Origin of the sequence: Flavobacterium stagni, from assembly GCF_004122105.1 — a bacterium.
GTDB lineage: Bacteria > Bacteroidota > Bacteroidia > Flavobacteriales > Flavobacteriaceae > Flavobacterium > Flavobacterium stagni.
In genome coordinates this window covers 53,267-74,518 of record NZ_SBKN01000001.1, presented here as the reverse complement: position 1 = coordinate 74,518, position 21,252 = coordinate 53,267, and the positions used below count along the sequence as shown (strand labels likewise).

The window sequence follows — 21,252 nt, the reverse complement described above, 5'->3', positions numbered from 1 at the left end:
AAATCGTATGATGAGCAACTCAGAATTTGGAAGCATCTCATTTGATTTGCCTAAAAACCAATCAAATGTTATAAAAGTTATCGGTGTAGGTGGCGGCGGAAGCAACGCGATCAATCACATGTTCAAGCAAGGTATCAAAGGAGTAGACTTCGTGATTTGTAATACTGATGCACAGGCATTACAAAACAGCGCAGTACCTAATAAAATTCAGTTGGGCGTAGGCTTGACAGAAGGATTAGGTGCAGGAGCCAATCCAGAAGTGGGCCAACAATCCGCTATCGAAAGTATCGCTGAGATTGAAAAAATGTTGGACAGCAATACCAAAATGGTGTTCATTACTGCCGGTATGGGTGGTGGAACAGGAACCGGTGCAGCGCCAGTGATTGCTCAATTGGCGAAAGAGCGCGATATTCTTACGGTTGGTATTGTAACCATTCCCTTCCAATTTGAAGGAAAAGTTCGCTCCGAACAAGCAATGGCAGGGGTAGAACGTTTGCGTAAGCAAGTGGATTCCTTGATTGTGATCAACAACAATAAATTGCGTGAAGTCTATGGAAACTTAGGATTTAAAGCCGGTTTCTCCAAAGCAGACGAGGTTTTGTCTACAGCCTCTCGTGGTATTGCTGAAGTTATTACGCACCACTATACACAAAATATCGACTTAAAAGATGCGAAGACGGTTTTATCTAATAGCGGTACTGCCATCATGGGATCGGCGACAGCTGTGGGTGAAAACAGAGCCAAAGACGCGATTATTTCTGCGTTGGATTCGCCACTTTTAAATGATAATAAAATCAACGGAGCTAAAAACGTATTGTTGCTTATCGTTTCAGGTTCTAGCGAAATCACGATTGACGAGATCGGAGAAATCAACGACCATATCCAAACGGAAGCGGGTTATAACGCGAACATCATCATGGGGGTTGGTGAAGACGAATCCTTAGGTGAGGCGATTGCCGTTACTATTATTGCTACCGGATTTACAACGGATCAACAAGCGGAAATCGTAAATACAGAACCACGTAAAATCATCCACTCGTTAGAAGATGAACAACGTTTGGTGCGCGACTTGAGTCAGAAACCCGTTGAAGTTTTCGAAAATCGTATCGAAACTCCCGTAGAAGCAACTTTTGTAGCTCCAGTAGTTGAAGTTCCTGCTGTAGAAGAAAAAGTGGTTTTTGAATTGTTGGAAGATGAAGCACCTGTGGCTTTCACGACGCCTACGATTAATGAAAACGAGTTGATTCCGATGAATGAGTTTATCCGTAATTTGGATGTAACTTTTGAAATCGTATCACCAATCAAAGATTTAGATTTTTCATTTTCAGCACCCGTTGCTGCGGCACCTGTTACTCCAGTAGCAGCACCAACAGCGACACCCGTAGTGAATGATATTTTTGTGAATGAACCGCAACAAGTGACGTTCCGTGAGGAAGTTCAACCAACTTTCACGTTTGACTTACCCGTGAACGAACCGATTGCACCTGTAGCACAAGAAGACCATAAAATTGTTTTTGATTTAACAGAAGAAACCCGTAATATCAAAGTAAATGAGCACGTAGAATTTGTGCCGGTTACAGAGGTTGATAACGGCGTAATTCGTTACTCTTTAGAAGAGTATATGGAAATTGAAAACGAACTGTTAGGCTCGGCTAAACCTGTAGTTGCTGAAGCGAAGGTAGAAGAGAAAATCGATGAAGAATTGAATTTCTCTACCAAAGTTGCGGCAGAACCTGCACAACCGAAATATACAACGTTTGCTTCAGATGACATTTCGCCTGTAGAAATGAGTATTGAAGAGACTTTGAAAATGCGTGCAGATGAACGTCGCAGAAAATTAAAAGATTTCAATTATAAATTCCACAACAATCCCTCACGTGTAGATGAGTTGGAAAAAGAACCAGCATACAAACGTATGGGAGTGGATTTGGATAATACAGCCAACTTTAATAACCAGTCCAGAATGTCTTTAGGAACAGACAGCAATGATGACATTCAATTGCGTTCCAACAATTCATTCTTACACGATAATGTAGATTAAATCATAAGTTAATTAAAGATGGGTAACCCGGAAGAAATTGTTTCTTTCGGGTTATTTTTTTACCTTTGGCACACTAAAAATCGCAAAAGCGAAAACTAGTATACTAATCCTTTAATTCTGAAGACGATGAGTTTGGAAACCCAAATTATGGACGAAATGAAAAACGCGATGCGTGCTAAAGATACCGTAGCTTTAGAAGCTTTGCGTGCCATTAAATCAGGTATCATTTTAGCGAAAACCGAAGCAGGTGCCTCGGATACTTTAGCGCCAGAGGATGAGATTAAGTTATTACAAAAATTGGTGAAGCAACGTAAAGACAGTGCTGCCATTTATACGGAACAAGGTCGTGCCGATTTGGCTGATCCGGAATTAGCTCAAGTTGCTGTAATTGAAAAGTTTTTACCTGCGCAAATGAGTGAAGCTGATGTTGAAGCTGCCGTTGCACAAATCATCGCTGAAAACGGATTTTCAGGAATGGCCGCAATGGGTCAGGTGATGGGTATTGCTTCAAAAGCCTTAGCAGGTCAAACCGATGGCAAAACGATTTCTACTATTGTGAAAAAGCTTTTAGCTTAAGCATACAATTATTGGCTGCGTAGTTCAACTGGATAGAATATCAGATTTCGGCTCTGAGGGTTGGGGGTTCGAATCCCTCCGCGGTCACGAATAAATAAAACGACTGAAAAGAAATTAAAATTTATTTTAAAATTTCTTTTCAGTCGTTTTATTTTCAAAGCGGAGCTTTGAGGGATCAACGAAGTTGAATCCCATTCGTGGTATTGGATTCGTTTTAAAATTTCTTTCCAGCTGTTTTATTTTCAAAGCGGAGCTTTGAGGGAACAACGAAGTTGAATCCCCTTCGTGGTATTGGATTCGTTTTAAAATTTTTTTCCAGTCGTTTTATTTTCAAAGCGGAACTTTGAGGGATCAACGAAGTTGAATCCCCTTCGTGGTATTGGATTCGTTTTAAAATTTCTTTCCAGCTGTTTTATTTTCAAAGCGGAGCTTTGAGGGAACAACGAAGTTGAATCCCATTCGTGGTATTGGATTTATTTTAAAATTTCTTTTCAGTCGTTTTATTTTCAAAGCGGAGCTTTGAGGGAACAACGAAGTTGAATCCCATTCTTGAATTCTAAATTTTTTATTGTACTGCTTTACCAATCCATTTCCCTATCTTTGGATTTTACCTGCACATGGGAGAAGTTATCGCAATTTTACTTTTGTTAATGATCGTACTGGTTTTTGCCGTACTCATTTTTTATTTTTTCATCAATATTCTAGATTATTTTTTAGCCTCTCTTTTTGGTCGTCCATTGCGCATTCCCTTTCGTTGGAAAACCAAAAAACTTTCCCTTTCACAGTCCAGTTTATTGCACCACTATTTTTCGTTTTACCGACGCTTATCGCCCAAACGGCGTATCGAATTTGAACATCGCGTGGCGCATTTTCTGGAAGTATATGAATTTCATGGAAGGGATTTCGAAATTACCGAGGAAGTTCGAATGTTAGTCGCAGGCACGTATGTGATGCTGACTTTCGGATTTCGGGATTATCTTGCCGATGTGTTCGAACGAGTCATTGTCTATCCTGAAGTCTATTATTCCAATATTACCGAACAATACCATAAAGGCGAGTTTAATCCAGGAATACGTGCTGTAGTCTTTTCTTGGGCGGATTTACTCGAAGGACATTCTATTGAAAATGACAACCTCAATTTGGGAATTCACGAATTTACCCATGTACTGCAACGTAACGCCTATCAAGAAGGGAATACAACAGCCTCCGTATTTAAACGACATTTTGATGCTTTGATGGAATTTGTAAAACACCCTAATGTCCAACATCAAATCGTGGAATCCAAGTATTTTCGGGAATATGCGTTTACCAATGAATACGAGTTTCTAGCGGTGGTTATCGAACATTATTATGAAACCCCAAACGAATTTAGAGCAAAGTTCCCTAATCTTTTTAAAAAAGTAAGTCGGATGCTCAATAGTGCTCACGCGCTTCAATTACCAGAAAATCGTATATAAAGCCGCTAAAATTCCTAAAATAATCAAACTCCAAACGGTAAAGGATGGGGTCGTTTTGAATAAAGTAGCATCGATTTCTAAACCATTGGTTGGCACTCCTTTTTTGTGTTCATAAAGGCTAATGGCAGCCATTCCTACAACACAAATTAAGAATACAAAGCCCATACGATCAACAAACGGTATTTCATAAATTCCCTCCGCATTAGGAACAGCAAAGCCCGTGCTGTAAAGGAATTCTAAATTCACCATGCTGGGTAAGAATTTGAAACCCAGGGAAAGAAGGAATCCGCCAATCGTAGCAAATAATGCCGCATTGGAGGTGGTTTTTTTCCAGAAAAAGCCCAAAATAAACATGGCAAAGATGCCCGGACTCACAAAGCCCGTGTATTCTTGAATGTATTGGAATCCTCCTTTTTTATCAATGCCTAACAATGGGGCTACAATAATAGCGATTAGCAAAGCGGCAACAACAACTTGCTTGCCTACTTTAACCAATTGTGCTTCCGATGCGGGTTCGGTTCGGTTTTTATTATAAACATCCAAGGTAAAAATGGTCGCAATACTGTTGGCTTTTCCTGCTAATGAAGCGACAATAGCCGCGGTTAATGCTGCAAAAGACAAACCTTTTAAACCAACAGGGAGTAAGTTCAATAAGGTAGGATAAGCCCGATCGGGATTCAAACTGCCGTCTTGCATCAACTCAGCGCCAAAATACCCTTTTTGATACAATACATAAGCCGCTATCCCCGGAATAACCACAATAATGGGCATTAAAAGTTTTAAAAAGGCAGCAAATAAAATTCCGCCACGCGCTGTTTTTAAGTCGGCTCCCAAAGCCCGTTGCGTGATGTATTGGTTACAGCCCCAATAATTCAAATTGATAATAAGCATCCCCCCAATTAAAACCGATAACCCGGGAAGGTCCATATAGTTGGGATTGGTTTTATCAAATATCATGTGGAAATGGTCGGAAGCATTGTTTTTCATTAGTGAAAATCCTTCTATCACCCCCGTTGAACCAAATTGTTCGGCCACCAATTTCAATGCCAAATACGTGGTCACCAATCCGCCTAAAATCAAGAAGAAAACTTGAATCACATCCGTATAACCAATGACTTTCATGCCTCCCAACGTAATCATCAACGCAAATACAGCTAGAAAAACCATGCATAGAGTTAGGTTTAAACCCGATATACTACTGATGGCCAAAGCACCCAAATACAAAATCGAAGTGAGATTGACCAAGACATACAATAACAACCAGAACACCGACATGATCATGGCAACTTGCCCGTTGTAACGTTGATTTAAATACTGGGGCATGGTGTAGATTTTATTCTTTAAATAGACCGGAATAAAAAACACAGCCACGATGATCAAGGTTAGTGCCGACATCCATTCGTACGTAGCAATAGCCAAGCCCATTTTAAAACCACTACCACTCATGCCGATAAATTGCTCGGCACTGATGTTACTCGCGATTAATGAAGCACCAATGGCCCACCAGGTCAGCGAACCTTCGGCCAAGAAATAATCTTTACTATCAACTTCTGTTTTTTTCTTTTTTCTATAAATAAATAACCCGTAGCCAACAATGATGACAAAATACAGGAAGAAGACAATATAATCTTGGGTCGCTAAGGTTTTCATAACGTGCGGGTTTTATAGTGTTGAAGGGATAAGTCACGCAAAACTGCGGCACTTTGTTCGGGAGTAATGTCGCGTTGGGCTTCAGCCAACATTTCATAGCCTACCATAAATTTTTTGACCGAAGCACTACGCAATAAGGGTGGATAAAAATGCATGTGTAGGTGCCATTCAGGATGATCGTTACCATCGGTGGGCGCTTGATGAATTCCTGCCGAATAGGGGAAAGGTATTTCAAAAAGGTTATCGTATTTCACGGTAATTGCTTGAATTGCTTCAGCAAAAGCCGCTTTTTCATCCTTAGTAAGTTCTAATAGATGCGCCATCGAACGCTTAGAAATTAATAACGTTTCATACGGCCATGTCGCCCAAAAAGGAACTACGATAACAAAATGATTATTTTCAAACACAATTCGTTCCTTCGCTTGGAGTTCGGCGTTAACATAATCGGACAACAAAGTACTTCCGTGTTGTTGGTAATACTGCAATAAATGGTTGTGTGTTTTAGCGACTAATGTGGGAAGCGATGATTGAGCCCAAATCTGTCCATGGGGATGCGGATTACTACACCCCATAACACTGCCTTTATTTTCAAAAATTTGAACAGCATTGATATAATCCAATTGCCCTAAGGTTTGGTACTCATCTTGCCAAGTTGTAATCACTTTTTCAATGGAAAGGACATCCATTTCAGCTAACGTCAAACTATGATTTGGAGAAAAACAAACCACTCGATTGATCCCGCGTTCGGGTTGCAATGTAAAGAAATTGGATTCAGGTTGGGTAAATGCCACTTCGTCATTTAACAATGCCGCAAAATCGTTGTCAAACACATAGCAATCACTATAATTTGGGTTTGCAATTCCGTTGGCGCGAACATTTCCCGCACACAAATAACATTCGGGATCGTGTGAGGGTAAGGTAACGGTTACAGGCGTTTCTTTTTGCCCTTGCCACGGACGTTTTGCCCGTTGCGGAGAAACCAATATCCATTCCCCTAGCAATGGGTTATAGCGACGGTGCGGGTGGTCATTGCGGTCAAACTGCATCATGCTTTTTCGTATTTTGTAGTTCCTTTCGAAATTTTGATAGGATAATAGTTTAAAGTAATCCCAAATTGCTCAAAATAAGCGGTTTTCATTTGGGCTATAATTTCTTTTTCTTTTTCTTTTGGGACCAAATTAATGGAACAACCTCCAAATCCGCCTCCCATCATTCGAGCACCCAAAACGCCTTCTTTTTTTAGAATCGTTTCCACTAAAAAATCAATTTCGGGGCAACTCACTTCATATTCGTTAGATAAACCCCAATGTGTTTCGGTCATGGTTTGTCCCAACAACGAATAGTGATGATTGTTTAAGGCTTGGGCAGCCACGTCAACCCGTGCAATTTCTTTGACTACAAAATGACATCGTTTGTAGATGATTTCACCCAATTCGGATTTTAGATTTTCGATCATATCCAACGAACAATCGCGAAAAGTGCTTACTTCAGGATAATGCGATTGGATCATTTTCAAACCTACTTCTACTTCATTTCGACGGTCATTATAGCCAGAGGTAAGGTGGGTATGTTTCACACAACTATCCAAAAGCAGTAAGCTATAGTCGCCCAAATGAGCATCGTAATAGGTGTAATCAAGGGTTGTGCAGTCGAGTTTGATGACTTTATTTTTTTTGCCAAATACTGAAGCAAATTGATCCATAATCCCGCATTTTACACCTGCAAAACGATGTTCGGCTTGTTGACCAATCAGCGCAATGTCTTGACGCGAAAGGTTAAGGTCAAAAAGTGAATTTAACGCAAAAGCGAAACCACACTCCACAGCAGCCGATGAGGAAAGTCCGGACCCCATAGGTACCGTACTGCTAAACGTCATTTCAAATCCCGAAACGATTTTATTGCTTCGTTTGAGTTCGTCCAAAACACCCAACAGGTAATTCACCCACATGGTTTCCACAGGGACTAAATTGTCTTCCGTTGATAACGTATAGGATTCGTTTAAATCTTTGGCATGAAAGGAAATGGTAGAATTGTTTGTTTTGCTAAGGGCAAAGCAAACGTATTTATTAATGGCAGCTGGAAGTACAAATCCATCGTTATAATCGATGTGTTCTCCAATAATATTGATGCGCCCCGGAGAGAGAAAAACAGCTTCGGGAGCTTGATGATAAATCTGTTGAAAGTGGTCGCGTGTTTGACGCACGAGTTGCTTTTTCATGGCAAATTAATTCGATTGAGTGAGGGTAATGGTTTCTGAGGCAAGTCCGTTGGCGGTCGCTTTAAGAGTAAGGGTGCCCTTGGTTTTTCCCGCTTGAAGAATCACTTGGCATTTACCGTTAAAGGCGCTGCGTTGCCAAGCACTTTCGGGACAATGATCGGGTTCGTGCGAACTCGGATCGCCGTTGCCTACACCAATTATTTTGGCATCGCCCATAAGTTGGAATTGAATACGGTTGTCGGCCACCGGAACTTCACGTCCTTTTTCATCTACAATAGAAAGGTTAACAATCACCACATCGGTTCCGTTGGCTTTTAATGTTGTGCGGTTCGGAGTAGCAATCACGCGATAAGGTGCGCCTGTAGTTTCTACTGAGGTTATGATTTTTTTACCTTTTTTAATACCTACGGCTTCTAGTTTGCCAGGTTCATAAGGAACCGACCATTTCAAATGACTGTTTCGGGGCATGACTTTTTTACCCAAACTTTTTCCATTTAAAAAGAGTTCCACATCATCGGCATTGGTGTTGACCCAAACTTCAATGGGTTGTCCCACTTTATCAGCCCAATTCCAATGCGGTGAAATATGAATAATATCCTCATTGGTCCACCAACTTTTGTAATAGTAATAGATGTTTTTTGGAAAACCACAAACATCCATGATACCGAAGTGCGAGTTGATATTCGGCCATTTGTAGGGTGTGGGTTCGCCGCGATAATCCAAGCCTGTCCACACAAATCCGCCCATCCAATAATCGTTCACAGCGGCAAGGCTCCACCATTCTTCGGCTTTACTAGCCCACCATGGTGCGGTGATATCTTGATCGGGAACATAGGCCCGAATCGGATCTTTTTCATAAATACCGCGTGTGGTAACTGTACTGCCCATTTCTGTTCCCAATAATGGCTGGTTGGGATGGTCTTTATGATAATCGGCGACCGCAAACTGACGGTAATTGAAGCCGCGAACGGGAATGACTTCATTAACGCCGGGAAATTCATTGCCCATATCGGCCGCATAGGTGCTTGTACGTGACGGGTCAAGTTCGCGTTGTTTGGCCAAAAGTGTAAGCGCTATTTTTTTACCAAAATCATTTTTTTGAATCCATCCTTCTTCATTGCCAATCGACCACAAAAACACGGACGGATGATTGCGATCGCGTTTGATTAGGCGGGTAAATTGGTCCAAGTACTCCGGACTGCTATTTAACAAACGTTGTTCGTCCAAAACCAACATTCCCAAGCTGTCACAGGCTTCGAGTAGTTCGCGTGTGGGCGCATGATGACTAGCACGGTAAGCATTGGAACCTAATTCTTTTAATAATTTTATACGAAAATATTGAAGATCATCGGGTAATGCACTACCAACGCCTGCATGATCTTGGTGGTTATTGGTACCTTTGATTTTAAGCGGTTTTCCATTTAAGAAAAATCCTTTTTGACCGTTAAATGCCACGGTGCGCAGACCAAATTTGGTTTCCTGTTGGTCTACTATTTTTCCGTTTTGTTTGACCACGGTTACCGCTCGATACAAATACGGATTGTCAATGTCCCAAAGGGTAGCGTTTGAAAGGGTTATTTTTTGTTTTATCGTACTTTGTTGATTGGTGGTCAAACTCAATTTTTGTTCGCTTGTTGTTCCAATTATTTTTCCTTCACGGGATTTGATATAGGTAGAAACGGTGCAATTAGTGGGGTAAAAATTTTTGTTGGTTACCGTGGTTTCTAAGGTGACCGTTGCCTTTTTGCCGTTTTGGGTAGAATGCACAAAGAAATCGCCATCGGCAACATGTAGGTTGTTGAATTGATTAAGCCAAACATGACGATAGATGCCTGCACCTTCATAAAACCAACCTTCGTATTGTGTAGCATCCACACGCACAACCAAAATATTTTCTTTATCGGTCAAAATGTAATCCGTAACATCATAGGAAACGCCTACATAACCACTCTGATTCGTACCCACATAAAATCCATTTAACCAAATCGAAGCATTGCGGAAGATACCATCAAATTGAAGTTCGTAACGGTCCAAACCCGGTTTTGGGGTAACAGTAAAATGTTTGCGGTACCAACCAATACTGGTTTCGGGATACAAGCCGCCAATGGGTTTATAGCCGTGGGATTCGACATCAAAATTGGGAGAATACACAAAGGGCAAATCCACAGCCCAATCGTGCGGTATGTTGAGTTTGGTCCAAGTAGTGTCAACAAATTTTGGATCGATAGCCGTTTTGGTAGCGCCACCCGATTTGGAAAAAATCGTAGCAATACTGTAATTAAAATCTTTTTCAGGATTGGCAGCGTGACCTAAATGAAAGCGCCAATCCGTATCAAGGTTGGTTTTGAATTGGGCTTTCGCCGAAAGGCAAACCAAAAAAATGGTAGTGAAAAGTAACGCGATTTTTTTCATGCGATTATTTTTTAAATGCTTGTAAGGCAGGTGAAGGTTGACCGTTTTCCAACCATGCGTTTAAGCTGTAATGGCTCCAACTCTCAATACCTTGAGGTTCCCAATACATTACGCCCAAGCCTTTGTTGTTGGGGACTTTGCGCACTGCATTGATGGTTGCTTCTAGTAATTTATACGTATTTTCCACTTTAGAAACTTCGCCGCCTACTTCAACGACCATCACTTCTTTGTTGTATTTTTTAGACAAGTTAATCAAATTTGTTTCCAAATCAGCAATGGTTTCGGTGTAGTCTTTTTTAATCCAAAAAGGATAATAAGAGAGTCCGATAACATCATAGCGTACATTTTCTTGCGTGACATGATCAAAAAAAGCATTGAATTTATCGATGTTGTTCCCTTCATCCACATGAACAATCACTTTGATTTTTGGATCCACCGCTTTGGTGGCGTCATAGCCTTTGTTTAAGAGTTGGCCCAATTGTTTCCAATTGTGGGTACAACCGTCGGGCCAAAGTAACCCACCCGGAATTTCATTCCCAATTTGAACCCATTCTGGTGTAACGCCTGCTTTTTTAAGTGCAGAAAGTACCTCAAAAGTATGGGTATACACATCATTTAATAGTTCAGGAAAACTATGATTTTCCCATGCTTTCGGTTTGTTTTGTTTGGCAGGATCAGCCCAAGAGTCGCTGTAATGAAAATCGATCATCACACGAAAGCCTAATTTTTGAGCGCGAACCGCCATTTGAACGGTTTCCTCTTTACTGCAATGTCCGCTGGCTTTATCGTCGTTGGGATTGACAAATACTCGCAAACGAATGCTGTTCATACCTAGTTCTTTAAGAATTTGGAGGCAATCTTTCGGATTCCCTTTTTCATCTTTGAATTGAACACCACTAGCTTCCATTTGGGGCAACCAGCTCACATCGGCACCTTTAGCAAAAGTCGATTGCTGCGCCGATGCGGCTTGAAGCCCTACCATTAACAGTGGCAAAACATGAAAAATAAAATTTTTAATCATTGTATTGTATTAATTCGCATTAAATACGCTCATCGCGGGCAATGCATTATTATTAAAGTCCCATAACGCTTGGTTTTCCCAAGAAGAGCCATTGGTAGAAGTTGGTCCGCGGAAGGCAAGCCATTCGGCCCCCCAATAACAAAATCCTAGACCGTTTGGCACTTGTTTGATTCTGTTTTTAAGGTCTAAAAGGAAATTCTTTTGTCCATCAGCCGTCGCATCATATCCAGGAACGAGTTGGTTTTGGAGTCCGACAATATTGTTTGTCCAATCATTCCAACCCAAGGTAAAAGGATAAGCGGTTTCGGCCACGAGAATTTTTTTGGAATACAACTGACTCAAACTTTGCATTTTGGTTTGAAGTGCATTCATATCCGTGCCGTGCCACACGGGGTAGTAGGAGAGTCCGATATAGTCATAATCAACTGTTGCTACTTTACTAAAAAACCAATCCGAACCGCTCATGCCGGCATGGTGTAACATGATTTTTGTAGTAGACGAATTAGCCCGAACCGCCGCACAAGCGGTAGTAACAAGTTGTAGGTATTGCGATTCATTTGTGGATAATTTACCCTCTGGCCACAGCATACCGTCGTTGATTTCATTCCCAATTTGGATGATGTCAGGCTGAATTTCGGTCATGACTAATGAAGTGTACGTGCCTACCGTATTTTTGAGGGTAGTAAAGTCAAACGACTGCCAAGCCACTGGTTTGGTTTGGTTTCCTGGGTCGGCCCAAGTATCTGAATAATGCACGGATAACCACACTTTCAATCCCGCTTGTTTAATACGTTGGGCAAAGGACTTTACTTCATTCAGCCCACAATGTCCGTCAGAGGGGTTTTGCCAAAGGCGAACACGAATGGTATTGCACCCCGCATTTTTAAGCGTAAGAATGGGGTCTTGTACGGTATTGTTGTATTTGTATTGTGTGCCTTCACTTTCGATTAATGGGAGGTACGACATGTCGGCGGCCCGAATAAAAGTTTCCGTTGGTGTTGGCGTTGGCGTGGGTGAGGTTGACTCTTCATTTTTTGAACAACCAACTAGAGAAATGGTTATTAGAATAAAAAAGAACTTTTTCATAGTGCCGTAGTTTTTTTAAATTGAAATAATGTCTCTTGAAGGTACGCTTCTCCTTTTTTTAATAGGGCATTTGGGAAATGCTTATGGTTGGGAGCGTCGGGAAAATTTTGGGTTTCAAAACAAATTCCGCTCAGCGGGTGATAATTGGATTGTTCTTTTCCTTTGATTTGGTTGAAGCAGTTACCGCCTACATAAATATGGACGGCGGGTTGGTTGGTAAAAACATCCATACGCAACTGATTTTTTGGGCTAAAAAGGGTGGCGGCAAGCGGTTGGTTCAATACAAATGTCGTGTCGATTGATTTTGGACACTCGGCGATGGAGGAATAATCGTGGATCGAACCTTTAACGGGAATAAATTTTCCCGAAGGAATAAGTTCGTAATCGGTATCCAAGAAGGTATCTGCATACAGTTTGAGTTGCATACCTTCCACCGCTTGGTCATGTCCGTTCAAATTAAAGTAACTATGTTGGGTCAAATTAATCGGCGTATCTTCAGTTGCAGTCGCATGGAATGTAACTTTTAATGCATTGTTTTCAAGCAATTGATAGGTTACGGTAACGGTAGTCGATCCGGGATAATTTCCATGATTTTCGGGCGTGGTAAAGGTGTAAGTCAAACTCGGGTTTTCATCCAAAGTTGCCGATTTAAAGCGCCACACCTGATTGCTCAAGTTGCGATTGCCCCCATGAATATGGTGCATGCCTAAGTTGGTCTCCAATTGGATTACACGGCCATTGAATTTCACTATTCCTTTATTTATCCTGCCCGCATACAAGCCAACTGCAGCTCCTAAAAAGGGTGGACTCGGTAATGAGAATGATGCTTCATAGTCTTCTGCATTATCAAAGCCAAGGACTACATCGACATTGGAATAGTCGCTCACCGGAATCTTTAGTGAAGTAATCGTCGCCCCCAAATCACTCACAGTTAGTTCCATGCCGTTTTGGTTACGAATCGTGCGAACATACACTTCTTTTTCTTTTTGGGTGAAACCAAACAATCTAGCAATAGAGTGTGAGGTTAATTGCGAATTTTCATTTTTCATCCCTAATTTTTTTTGGATTTATCAAAAGTAAGCGACAAAGTTGTAAATTGCATACCAGTACCTACCGGTTTTCGTAAACATCCTACCGGTTTTTTAGAACATGCGAATAATACAGGTTGATAAGCAATTAGTTACTCCGATTTACAAGCAAATTGTAGGTCAGGTTGAACAAGCAATCATGAATCGGAAGTTATTTAAAAATGATCGATTGCCTTCGGTGAATAAAGTTTGTTTGGAGAATCAGTTGTCACGGGATACGGTTCTGTTGGCCTACGAAGAGTTAAAAAAGAAAGGCGTGATTTACGCGATTACAGGAAAAGGGTATTATGTGAAGACTGAGGAGTTCGATTATGAACAGCGGTATTTTTTATTGTTTGATGAATTAAATGCCTTTAAAGAAGATGTTTATCATGCTTTTGTGACGGCTTTAGAAGGAAAAGCTCAAATTGACATTTACTTTCATCATTTTAATTTAGGAATGTTTCGCAAATTGATTCATGATGCGCAGGGAAATTATTCCAAATATATTATCATGCCTTCCAATTTAGAAGGAGTAGAACCTGTTATTGGATTGCTTCCCGAAAATGAGGTGTATATTTTGGATCAAATGCGGGATTCATTACAACACTATCCTTCTATTTATCAAAATTTTGATCAAGCCATGTATGAAGCATTGGTTTTGGGTTGGGAACGAATTCAAAAGTATGCCCGACTTATCTTGTTATTTCCCGGGAATAAAGAACCTTTGGGGATGGTGCATGGTTTTGAACGATTTTGTACCGATTATCAATTTGAGAACCAAATTCTACAATCATTTGCTGCCTACCAACCAGAAAAAGGTACCGTTTATATTATCCCTGATGACCGTGATTTGGTTGATGTAGTTGAAAAGACACAACAATTAGGATGGAAAATCGGAAGCGATGTTGGAATTATCTCTTATAATGATACGCCGTTAAAGAAAGTTGTAGCTAATGGAATTACGACGATTTCGACTGACTTTGCAGCGATGGGGCAACGCTTGGCGACACTTGTTTGGGAACAACAACGCATTCAGGAAGAAAATCCGAGTCGGTTAATTGAGCGACAATCCTTATAGGTGATGAATGTCATGTTTTCCTTTTTTATTCGGCAGTAACTTTATAGTACTAAAGAATAATGCCTTATGAAACAGCATGTACCGGTCACTTCTATAATGACCAAAAATGTAATCAAACTTAATGTTACCGATGATTTGACCAAGGCGGAAACGCTTTTCAAGAAGCATCATATTCGACATATCCCTGTAGTGAATGGGAACCGAATCGTTGGGATGTTGAGTTTAACGGATTTGTTACGTATCTCTTTCGCGGATGCCGTTGATGATGAAGCTCAAGAAGTGGATGTTACGGTGTATAATATGTTTACGGTTGAGCAGGTAATGGCTCGAAATTTAGTAAAAGTTTCACCGGAAACGTCCATTAGAGAAGTTGCTGAGATTTTAGCAACCAAAGAATTTCATGCACTGCCTGTTGTTATGGATGAATTATTGGTAGGTATTGTCACCACCACCGATTTAATTAAGTATTTATTGGCACAGTATTGAAAAAGGCTTCCGAAGAAGCCTTTTTTATTGGGTAATGGATTTTAAATTTTGAATCGTTGCAATGGGATCTTCAGCCCCGAACACATAACTGCCTGCGACCAAAACATCTGCGCCTGCATCGACTAATTGTTTTGCGTTTTTATTGGTTACGCCACCGTCAATTTCGATTAAAGTAGCCGCATTTTTTCTTTGAATTAAGGCTTTCAGCTTTTTCACTTTCGAATAAGTATTTTCAATAAAAGATTGTCCGCCAAACCCAGGGTTCACACTCATGATGCATACCAAATCAATGTCTTGAATAACATCTTCTAACAAATCAACATTTGTATGCGGATTTAAAGCTACACCTGCTTTCATTCCTTCTGCTTTAATGGCTTGAAGAGTACGGTGCAAATGCGTACAAGCTTCATAATGTACCGTCAGAACATCGGCGCCTAATTTTTTGAAGGTGGTAATGTAACGATCAGGATCGACAATCATTAAATGGACATCGATTGTTTTTTTAGCATGTTTTTGAATGGCTTCCAAGACAGGCATACCAAATGAAATGTTGGGAACAAAAACGCCGTCCATAATATCGATATGAAACCAATCGGCTTCACTGGCGTTGACCATTTCGATATCACGTTGCAAATTGGCAAAGTCGGCTGCCAAAACAGAAGGCGCAATTAGGGTATTTTTCATGAGAAAAGATAATTTGTTGTGTTGTGGTACAAAAGTAGTTAATTATAGTTATGAATTATGAGTTATGAAATATGAGTTGATAGAAATACAAATCAAATCCTTGAACACTCGAGCGAAAGCGAACAGACCGGGTTTTGTTTGCCCTACAAAAAACAAAACTCCGGGCACTCGAGCGAAAGCGAACAGACCGGGTTTTGTTTGCCCTACAAAAAACAAAACTCCGGTAATCAGCCGGAGTTTCAATCATCAATCAAAAAACGAACAGTTTGAAACTGTTGTTATCGTAAACTTGGAGTGTCTTATTTTCAAGAATCCAAATATAGTTTTTTTATCCTAAATAGGTTTTTAAAATTTTGCTGCGCGAAGTATGTTTTAAACGACGAATAGCTTTTTCTTTAATTTGACGTACACGTTCACGAGTTAAGTCAAATGTTTCACCAATTTCTTCTAACGTCATTGGATGTTGGTCGCCTAAACCGAAATACAAACGCACAACATCTGCTTCTCTTGGTGTTAAGGTTTCTAACGAACGCTCGATTTCGATGCGCAATGATTCGTGAATCAATTCACGGTCGGGATTTGGAGATTCACCTGAACGCAAAACGTCGTACAAGTTGGAATCTTCACCTTCAACTAAAGGAGCATCCATCGATAAGTGACGACCAGAGTTTTTCATCGACTCTTTCACATCATTGACCGTCATGTCCAATTCTTTAGCAATTTCTTCTGCAGAAGGTGGACGTTCATTAGATTGCTCTAATAAAGCGTACATTTTGTTGATTTTATTGATCGAACCGATTTTGTTCAACGGTAAACGAACGATACGAGATTGTTCGGCCAAAGCTTGTAAAATCGATTGACGAATCCACCAAACCGCATACGAAATGAATTTGAAACCACGGGTTTCATCAAAACGTTGAGCGGCTTTGATCAAACCTAAATTTCCTTCATTAATTAAATCAGGAAGTGTTAAACCTTGGTTTTGGTATTGTTTTGCTACGGATACAACGAAACGTAAATTGGCTTTTGTTAATTTTTCAAGTGCGCGTTGGTCACCTGCTTTAATGCGCTGTGCCAATTCCACTTCTTCGTCGGCGGTGATCAAATCTACCTTACCGATTTCTTGTAGGTATTTGTCTAAGGAAGCAGTTTCACGATTGGTTACCTGCTTGGTGATTTTGAGCTGTCTCATTACGTTCTCTCCTTATTAAATTAAAGTGTTCAGGTACTTCTACGTAATGAATTTCTAAAAAGTTACATAAAATTACTTTTTTCTGTTTTTTTTTAATCCGTGGTCGATTTCACTTACAGTTTGTAATACAATCCAGTTTGAATTAGGTAATGGTAATACAATCTGGAATCTTTTGCTTTGGTAGGTAAAATTTGAATTTGAAGCCCCGGTTCAATACCTCCCGTAAATTGTTTCCAAATTTTAAAATGCAATCCAGCGCGAAGATTTAACGAAGTAGTAAATTTATTTTGAGCGTCTAGTTTTCCAATGTATTGTTTTGATAAACGTGACGATTGAACTGTAATTTCGTTGTTAAGGAGTATCCAATTGCTAATTCCCGCTGTTGCATTGAGTGTTATTCGTTTTAATGGCCATTGTTTAGAGAATTCTACAGGAATTTCCAAATAGCGCGTGGTGTGAATCATATCAAATGAAGTCTCGTTAACCAATAAATCATTCATCTCTTGTGAAGAACGGTTTAAAGCTACATTCTGTGTGTTGAATATATTTGGTGCATTTTGAATTTCTAATTGTTCCTGTTGATTGAGAATACCTAAACCCATTTGTACACTCCAATCAGAATTCCATTGCCATTTTAAAAGTAAACCATAGCCATAATTGAGTTTCTTGTTTTCACTCGTTGCGCCCGAATTGATGAACATTGACGCATTAGAATTGAAGTCGGAAAGATAGATTTTGCTAAAACTTCCAACCCAAAATACTGCTTTTTCTTTTGTCTTAGAGGTGTCTTTCTCTTGTGTCTTTTTTTGTCGTTTTACAATTTTTTGTAATGTATCACAAGCGAGAGCGACACTATTAAAATCGTCAACATTTGTATTATCACTCGTTTGTTCATTGTGTTCAAAGGTTTGTTCAGAATTAACAATCCAACTAGGAGTGAAGTTGTTAATTTCGGAACTGGACTCCGAATCAAACTTTTTAAGAGGCTCCTTTCTCTTTTTGTTGAAATAGCTGCTTGTGGTTTTGTTGGTTTCTATTTTTTCCTGTTTTCCTTTTCCACTTACTTTATGTATAAGCGAAAAGGAATTTTCATGAGAATTATAATTAGCATTTTTATGCTTGCTATTATTTTCTACTTTTTTTGGAGTAGAATTGTGTTGTATTGAATTATGAGCCGTATTTTTTTCTCCAAAATAGAATAGTACACCGCCCAAGTTTACCATGACGAAAAACCACCAAAAAAATATGCGGTTAGATTTTTTTTTGCGTGGAAGTTCGGGCTCAATTTTATGCCATAATGCCTCTGATGGAGTAATGTCCATCTGTTCCCAATGGGATTTGAAAACGGTTCCAATATCTTTTTTAGGATGCTCCATGGTGACGGTTTTGACGATAGTGTATGATTTGTTCTTTTAAAATGAGTTTGGCGCGATGCAAATTCGATTTTGAGGTTCCTTCAGAAATTCCCAATAATTCGGCAATTTCTTTGTGGTTGTAATTGTCGAGTTCAAAAAGTGAAAAAACCATTCGGTATTGAGGGGGTAAATTTTGAATGCATTGAAGTACGATGTCCATCTCGATTTCCTCAGCCTCAATTACAACTTCAGTAATTGGATATAAATTTTTAGCCGTATCCAAAGGGACTACTTTACAGTTTTTCTTGAATTTTGTAATGGCTTTGTTTATGGCAATGCGTTTCATCCAACCTTCAAATGACCCTTTATTTTTGAATGAATTAATCGTGTGATAAATTTCAATAAAACTATCTTGAACATTATCTTCAGCATCAGCCATGGAATTACAGTACTTTAAACTGATGCTCAACAATAGTTTAGCATAGCGATCAAAGAGCTGCCTTTGGGCTTTGAGGTCAAAATTTTGACACCCTGTGATGATATCTTGAAGTGGGAGTTCCAACGTTTTTTTTAAAATAGTCTTGAAGAATAGAAAAGGTTGCGTCTATTATCCTTTTTTTTATAAAAAGGAATTAAATTTTGTTACATACCAAGCAATTTTTTGGCGATTACGTGCAAAAAATTGTAACCGATCTTTCGGTCCAGAAGTGTTCAAACATTTGGCATTCAGAAGTTGGCGTTGAAAATATACTTCGGATTCCTTAGTGGTTTGTGAATCGTCGGTAATTAAATAACTGATCATCGTATACGGTACAAATAATTTGGCAGTGGTCTTATTTTGGACCAAAACATTATTGTTCATCAGCAATAATTCGTGATAATACATATAGAAATTGGACTTTACAGTCATTTTTCTTTCAACGGTTTCGATTAATTGTAATAGGTCTTCCAGAAGCAACAACGCTTGATGGCTTTGTAATAAACCCGACTCATAATAATAATCGATTTGGTATAAGGTGCTATTCAATGTCGAATCATTCCACAATTCATGAACCGTTGCATTTTGATAAAGCTGTTGTAATTTTTGCGCATGCTCAGCCAAAGATTGTTCGATGTAAAATAGGTCAAAAGGTTTAATTTCCTCAGGTTGGGCCAATAAATTCAACCATACATACCATTTGAATTTCGTGAGCACACTTCCCTCCAACGTATAAAACAAAGGAATGTCTTTGGCCGAATAATAAAAGGTACCATCTTTCGAAAAATCTTTCAAGTGAAAATAAGCATCTTTAAGATAAGCCGCCAATTCCGATTGCGAGGTCACCGCAGTTGATTTTTTACAAATCAAATGGTTTTGGTGTTGTTCCAATTGATCTAATGCGATTCCAAAAAACTGACTCAAGGTCATGGCTTCATCTAGGGACAGTTTGCTTTTTCCACTAATCCTGCGGTGGGCAGCATCATAACTAATGTGTAAACTTTCGGTCAACGCATCATGTAAAGAACGGTTTCCAATTTTTTTTCGGATACTCGAAAATAATAAGTCTTGTCTATTCATTTGTGAAAATCGCAAATATTATTTTCAAAATTAATATAAATCACAATTATAATCGTGATAATCACAATTAATTTTGGGCTATAATTTAAAGTTTACCCCTATGAAATCATTAGTATCCTTTACACTCATGTTTGTTTTTTGTGCTTTAGCGACTTCATGTTCGGTGACACAGCAGAAATTTAACGCTATCGAAACAGTAAAAACAAAAGGGAACGGTTGGAAAGACAATTATGCTATCCAATCCATCGATTCGGTTACCAAATCAAGAAATTTAATTGAATTACTCGAGTTGAATCGCTACAATGCCGATTCGATCTATCATTTAGAAATCACCACCAAAGCTTTGGTAATTCACTTTAGAGATCGATTAGGAAGCAATCATTTTTTGCAGTATGAAGGAAAATTAAAACGGCATTGTTTTGAATTCTACACCGAATATGAGACGTTGAATTTTCCGCCTTTATTAATAATGACCCAAAAAACTAAATTTCAATTGTATCGGCAACCAGACGCAAGTTTAGTAGTGCTGAAATCCTTTGATCATAGCGGAATGCTCTTTATAATGGGAGCAGGTAACTCCGGTTCGTATTATTCCATTTTTAAATCCATTTCACGATGAAAAAAATACTCCTACTCGTAATCTTAGGCTTTCAAATTAGTCAAGCACAGGACACCATTTTTGTAAAATCCCCGGATACATTCCGAAGAAATTATGTGGAAATAGGTTTTAACTATCCACAAGGAAATTTAAGCAACAAGTTTGTACATGGCGTTGAAGTAGGCTATTGGTTGCGCAATCGATTAGCCAAAAACAACTATCTGGATTATGGTTTAGAATTAAATTTTCTAGAAAAACCGCGCGCTATTGCTTATCGCTATGCCGATTCCCTTATTCAGTTTGAATCGTCTAGAGTGGGATTGAAATTGGGTTTTCGGTACAGTTTAGTTTGGTGCAAAGGTTCAAATCCTGACAGGTTTTCCCTAGAGTCCAATTCCGGTCTAGGATGGGCGGCACTCTATTATAAAGTGTCATCCCAATATCCCGATCAATTCCAACATGATTTGGATAAAAAAACGGACTTACATACCCTTTTTGTATCCCAAACAGTAAAAGTCAATTGGAATCGTATAGGATTCTATGTCACAGGTTCACTACAACCGTATACCCTTTTTTATAAAAAAAATGAAGCGCATTTTGGTGGAACACTCATTTCTTGTGGAATGGTGACGCGGTTTTAATCCAAACGGATTTTAATATTCTCTATAAAACGAATGATCATGCAAAAAAAGGCACTCTTGTTTTTGTCTTGGATCTATCGAAAAGGGGTTGAATGGTATGAACCCGAAAGCCTTTTACGAAAGCAAATA

General features: G+C 39.4%; 19 protein-coding genes and 1 tRNA gene. 8 read left to right on the top strand and 12 right to left on the bottom strand.

Translation table 11 applies throughout. The features are described 5' to 3' along the window. The first annotated feature begins 7 nt into the window (after window positions 1–7). The 4 genes from ftsZ (at window position 8) to EQG61_RS00350 (ending at window position 4,074) form a co-directional block, all read left to right on the top strand. Window positions 8–2,041: a cell division protein FtsZ gene (gene ftsZ / locus EQG61_RS00365; protein ID WP_129459891.1), complete on the top strand. Its 2,034-nt coding sequence runs from the start codon at window positions 8–10 to the stop codon at window positions 2,039–2,041. A 126-nt stretch (window positions 2,042–2,167) separates the two neighbouring features. Further along, window positions 2,168–2,617 carry a GatB/YqeY domain-containing protein gene (locus EQG61_RS00360; protein ID WP_129459890.1) on the top strand — a complete coding sequence of 150 codons (450 nt, stop codon included), beginning with the start codon at window positions 2,168–2,170 and terminating at the stop codon, window positions 2,615–2,617. Window positions 2,618–2,630: 13 nt separating this feature from the next. Continuing rightward, window positions 2,631–2,704 (top strand) — tRNA-Arg (locus EQG61_RS00355). A gap of 530 nt (window positions 2,705–3,234) precedes the next feature. Beyond that, window positions 3,235–4,074, top strand: coding sequence for a zinc-dependent peptidase (locus tag EQG61_RS00350; RefSeq protein WP_129459889.1), 840 nt, complete (start codon window positions 3,235–3,237; stop codon window positions 4,072–4,074). Here EQG61_RS00350 and EQG61_RS00345 read toward each other — a convergent pair. From EQG61_RS00345 to EQG61_RS00315, 7 genes are read right to left on the bottom strand one after another with little or no spacing between them, the layout of a single operon-like run. After that, complete coding sequence (locus EQG61_RS00345) at window positions 4,054–5,724, bottom strand: sodium/sugar symporter (protein ID WP_129459888.1); 1,671 nt, start codon at window positions 5,722–5,724, stop codon at window positions 4,054–4,056. The two genes, EQG61_RS00350 and EQG61_RS00345, sit on opposite strands and share 21 nt — an antisense overlap. After that, window positions 5,721–6,773, bottom strand: coding sequence for a UDP-glucose--hexose-1-phosphate uridylyltransferase (locus EQG61_RS00340; protein WP_129459887.1), 1,053 nt, complete (start codon window positions 6,771–6,773; stop codon window positions 5,721–5,723). Before EQG61_RS00340 ends, EQG61_RS00345 begins: the two co-directional genes overlap by 4 nt. Continuing rightward, on the bottom strand, window positions 6,770–7,942 hold the full coding sequence (gene galK, locus EQG61_RS00335) for a galactokinase (protein WP_129459886.1): 1,173 nt from the start codon (window positions 7,940–7,942) through the stop codon (window positions 6,770–6,772). Before galK ends, EQG61_RS00340 begins: the two co-directional genes overlap by 4 nt. A 6-nt stretch (window positions 7,943–7,948) precedes the next feature. Further along, the gene (gene galA, locus EQG61_RS00330; RefSeq protein WP_129459885.1) at window positions 7,949–10,354 is read right to left on the bottom strand and encodes a beta-galactosidase GalA; all 2,406 of its coding nucleotides are present in this window, start codon (window positions 10,352–10,354) and stop codon (window positions 7,949–7,951) included. A gap of 4 nt (window positions 10,355–10,358) precedes the next feature. Then, window positions 10,359–11,375 carry a glycoside hydrolase family 53 protein gene (locus EQG61_RS00325; protein ID WP_235829005.1) on the bottom strand — a complete coding sequence of 339 codons (1,017 nt, stop codon included), beginning with the start codon at window positions 11,373–11,375 and terminating at the stop codon, window positions 10,359–10,361. A 9-nt stretch (window positions 11,376–11,384) separates the two neighbouring features. Further along, window positions 11,385–12,461 carry a glycoside hydrolase family 53 protein gene (locus tag EQG61_RS00320; protein WP_129459884.1) on the bottom strand — a complete coding sequence of 359 codons (1,077 nt, stop codon included), beginning with the start codon at window positions 12,459–12,461 and terminating at the stop codon, window positions 11,385–11,387. Beyond that, complete coding sequence (locus EQG61_RS00315) at window positions 12,458–13,510, bottom strand: aldose epimerase family protein (RefSeq protein ID WP_129459883.1); 1,053 nt, start codon at window positions 13,508–13,510, stop codon at window positions 12,458–12,460. The genes EQG61_RS00320 and EQG61_RS00315 overlap by 4 nt, the downstream gene beginning before the upstream one ends. A 100-nt stretch (window positions 13,511–13,610) precedes the next feature. Between EQG61_RS00315 and EQG61_RS00310 the strand changes: the two genes are divergently transcribed. Both EQG61_RS00310 and EQG61_RS00305 read left to right on the top strand, forming a co-directional pair. Beyond that, window positions 13,611–14,609: a GntR family transcriptional regulator gene (locus EQG61_RS00310; protein WP_129459882.1), complete on the top strand. Its 999-nt coding sequence runs from the start codon at window positions 13,611–13,613 to the stop codon at window positions 14,607–14,609. 66 nt (window positions 14,610–14,675) lie between these two features. Then, window positions 14,676–15,095 carry a CBS domain-containing protein gene (locus EQG61_RS00305; protein ID WP_129459881.1) on the top strand — a complete coding sequence of 140 codons (420 nt, stop codon included), beginning with the start codon at window positions 14,676–14,678 and terminating at the stop codon, window positions 15,093–15,095. Between the two features lie 24 nt (window positions 15,096–15,119). Here the strand turns inward: EQG61_RS00305 and rpe are convergent, their stop codons facing one another. From rpe to EQG61_RS00280, 5 genes are all read right to left on the bottom strand, one after another. Then, on the bottom strand, window positions 15,120–15,779 hold the full coding sequence (rpe, locus tag EQG61_RS00300) for a ribulose-phosphate 3-epimerase (protein WP_129459880.1): 660 nt from the start codon (window positions 15,777–15,779) through the stop codon (window positions 15,120–15,122). Between the two features lie 328 nt (window positions 15,780–16,107). Then, on the bottom strand, window positions 16,108–16,971 hold the full coding sequence (locus EQG61_RS00295) for a sigma-70 family RNA polymerase sigma factor (RefSeq protein ID WP_073363102.1): 864 nt from the start codon (window positions 16,969–16,971) through the stop codon (window positions 16,108–16,110). Between the two features lie 113 nt (window positions 16,972–17,084). Continuing rightward, window positions 17,085–18,347 (bottom strand): hypothetical protein, encoded by a 1,263-nt coding sequence (locus EQG61_RS00290; protein ID WP_129459879.1) that lies wholly within the window; start codon window positions 18,345–18,347, stop codon window positions 17,085–17,087. Next, entirely contained in the window at window positions 18,334–18,888 is a 555-nt protein-coding gene (locus EQG61_RS00285; protein WP_235829004.1) for an RNA polymerase sigma factor, read from the bottom strand. The genes EQG61_RS00290 and EQG61_RS00285 overlap by 14 nt, the downstream gene beginning before the upstream one ends. 57 nt (window positions 18,889–18,945) lie before the next feature. Next, window positions 18,946–19,884 (bottom strand): hypothetical protein, encoded by a 939-nt coding sequence (locus EQG61_RS00280; RefSeq protein ID WP_129459878.1) that lies wholly within the window; start codon window positions 19,882–19,884, stop codon window positions 18,946–18,948. A gap of 100 nt (window positions 19,885–19,984) precedes the next feature. On the opposite strand from EQG61_RS00280, the gene EQG61_RS00275 reads away from it, so the two are divergent. Further along, window positions 19,985–20,503 carry a hypothetical protein gene (locus tag EQG61_RS00275; protein ID WP_129459877.1) on the top strand — a complete coding sequence of 173 codons (519 nt, stop codon included), beginning with the start codon at window positions 19,985–19,987 and terminating at the stop codon, window positions 20,501–20,503. Next, window positions 20,500–21,123, top strand: coding sequence for a hypothetical protein (locus tag EQG61_RS00270; protein ID WP_129459876.1), 624 nt, complete (start codon window positions 20,500–20,502; stop codon window positions 21,121–21,123). The genes EQG61_RS00275 and EQG61_RS00270 overlap by 4 nt, the downstream gene beginning before the upstream one ends. Window positions 21,124–21,252 lie beyond the last annotated feature (129 nt).

Coding starts and splice junctions, on each gene's coding strand:
- ftsZ (WP_129459891.1), top strand. CDS start 8: ATGATGAGCAACTCAGAATTTGGAAGCATCTCATTTGATTTGCCTAAA.
- EQG61_RS00360 (WP_129459890.1), top strand. CDS start 2,168: ATGAGTTTGGAAACCCAAATTATGGACGAAATGAAAAACGCGATGCGT.
- EQG61_RS00350 (WP_129459889.1), top strand. CDS start 3,235: ATGGGAGAAGTTATCGCAATTTTACTTTTGTTAATGATCGTACTGGTT.
- EQG61_RS00345 (WP_129459888.1), bottom strand. CDS start 5,724: ATGAAAACCTTAGCGACCCAAGATTATATTGTCTTCTTCCTGTATTTT.
- EQG61_RS00340 (WP_129459887.1), bottom strand. CDS start 6,773: ATGATGCAGTTTGACCGCAATGACCACCCGCACCGTCGCTATAACCCA.
- galK (WP_129459886.1), bottom strand. CDS start 7,942: ATGAAAAAGCAACTCGTGCGTCAAACACGCGACCACTTTCAACAGATT.
- galA (WP_129459885.1), bottom strand. CDS start 10,354: ATGAAAAAAATCGCGTTACTTTTCACTACCATTTTTTTGGTTTGCCTT.
- EQG61_RS00325 (WP_235829005.1), bottom strand. CDS start 11,375: ATGATTAAAAATTTTATTTTTCATGTTTTGCCACTGTTAATGGTAGGG.
- EQG61_RS00320 (WP_129459884.1), bottom strand. CDS start 12,461: ATGAAAAAGTTCTTTTTTATTCTAATAACCATTTCTCTAGTTGGTTGT.
- EQG61_RS00315 (WP_129459883.1), bottom strand. CDS start 13,510: ATGAAAAATGAAAATTCGCAATTAACCTCACACTCTATTGCTAGATTG.
- EQG61_RS00310 (WP_129459882.1), top strand. CDS start 13,611: ATGCGAATAATACAGGTTGATAAGCAATTAGTTACTCCGATTTACAAG.
- EQG61_RS00305 (WP_129459881.1), top strand. CDS start 14,676: ATGAAACAGCATGTACCGGTCACTTCTATAATGACCAAAAATGTAATC.
- rpe (WP_129459880.1), bottom strand. CDS start 15,779: ATGAAAAATACCCTAATTGCGCCTTCTGTTTTGGCAGCCGACTTTGCC.
- EQG61_RS00295 (WP_073363102.1), bottom strand. CDS start 16,971: ATGAGACAGCTCAAAATCACCAAGCAGGTAACCAATCGTGAAACTGCT.
- EQG61_RS00290 (WP_129459879.1), bottom strand. CDS start 18,347: ATGGAGCATCCTAAAAAAGATATTGGAACCGTTTTCAAATCCCATTGG.
- EQG61_RS00280 (WP_129459878.1), bottom strand. CDS start 19,884: ATGAATAGACAAGACTTATTATTTTCGAGTATCCGAAAAAAAATTGGA.
- EQG61_RS00275 (WP_129459877.1), top strand. CDS start 19,985: ATGAAATCATTAGTATCCTTTACACTCATGTTTGTTTTTTGTGCTTTA.
- EQG61_RS00270 (WP_129459876.1), top strand. CDS start 20,500: ATGAAAAAAATACTCCTACTCGTAATCTTAGGCTTTCAAATTAGTCAA.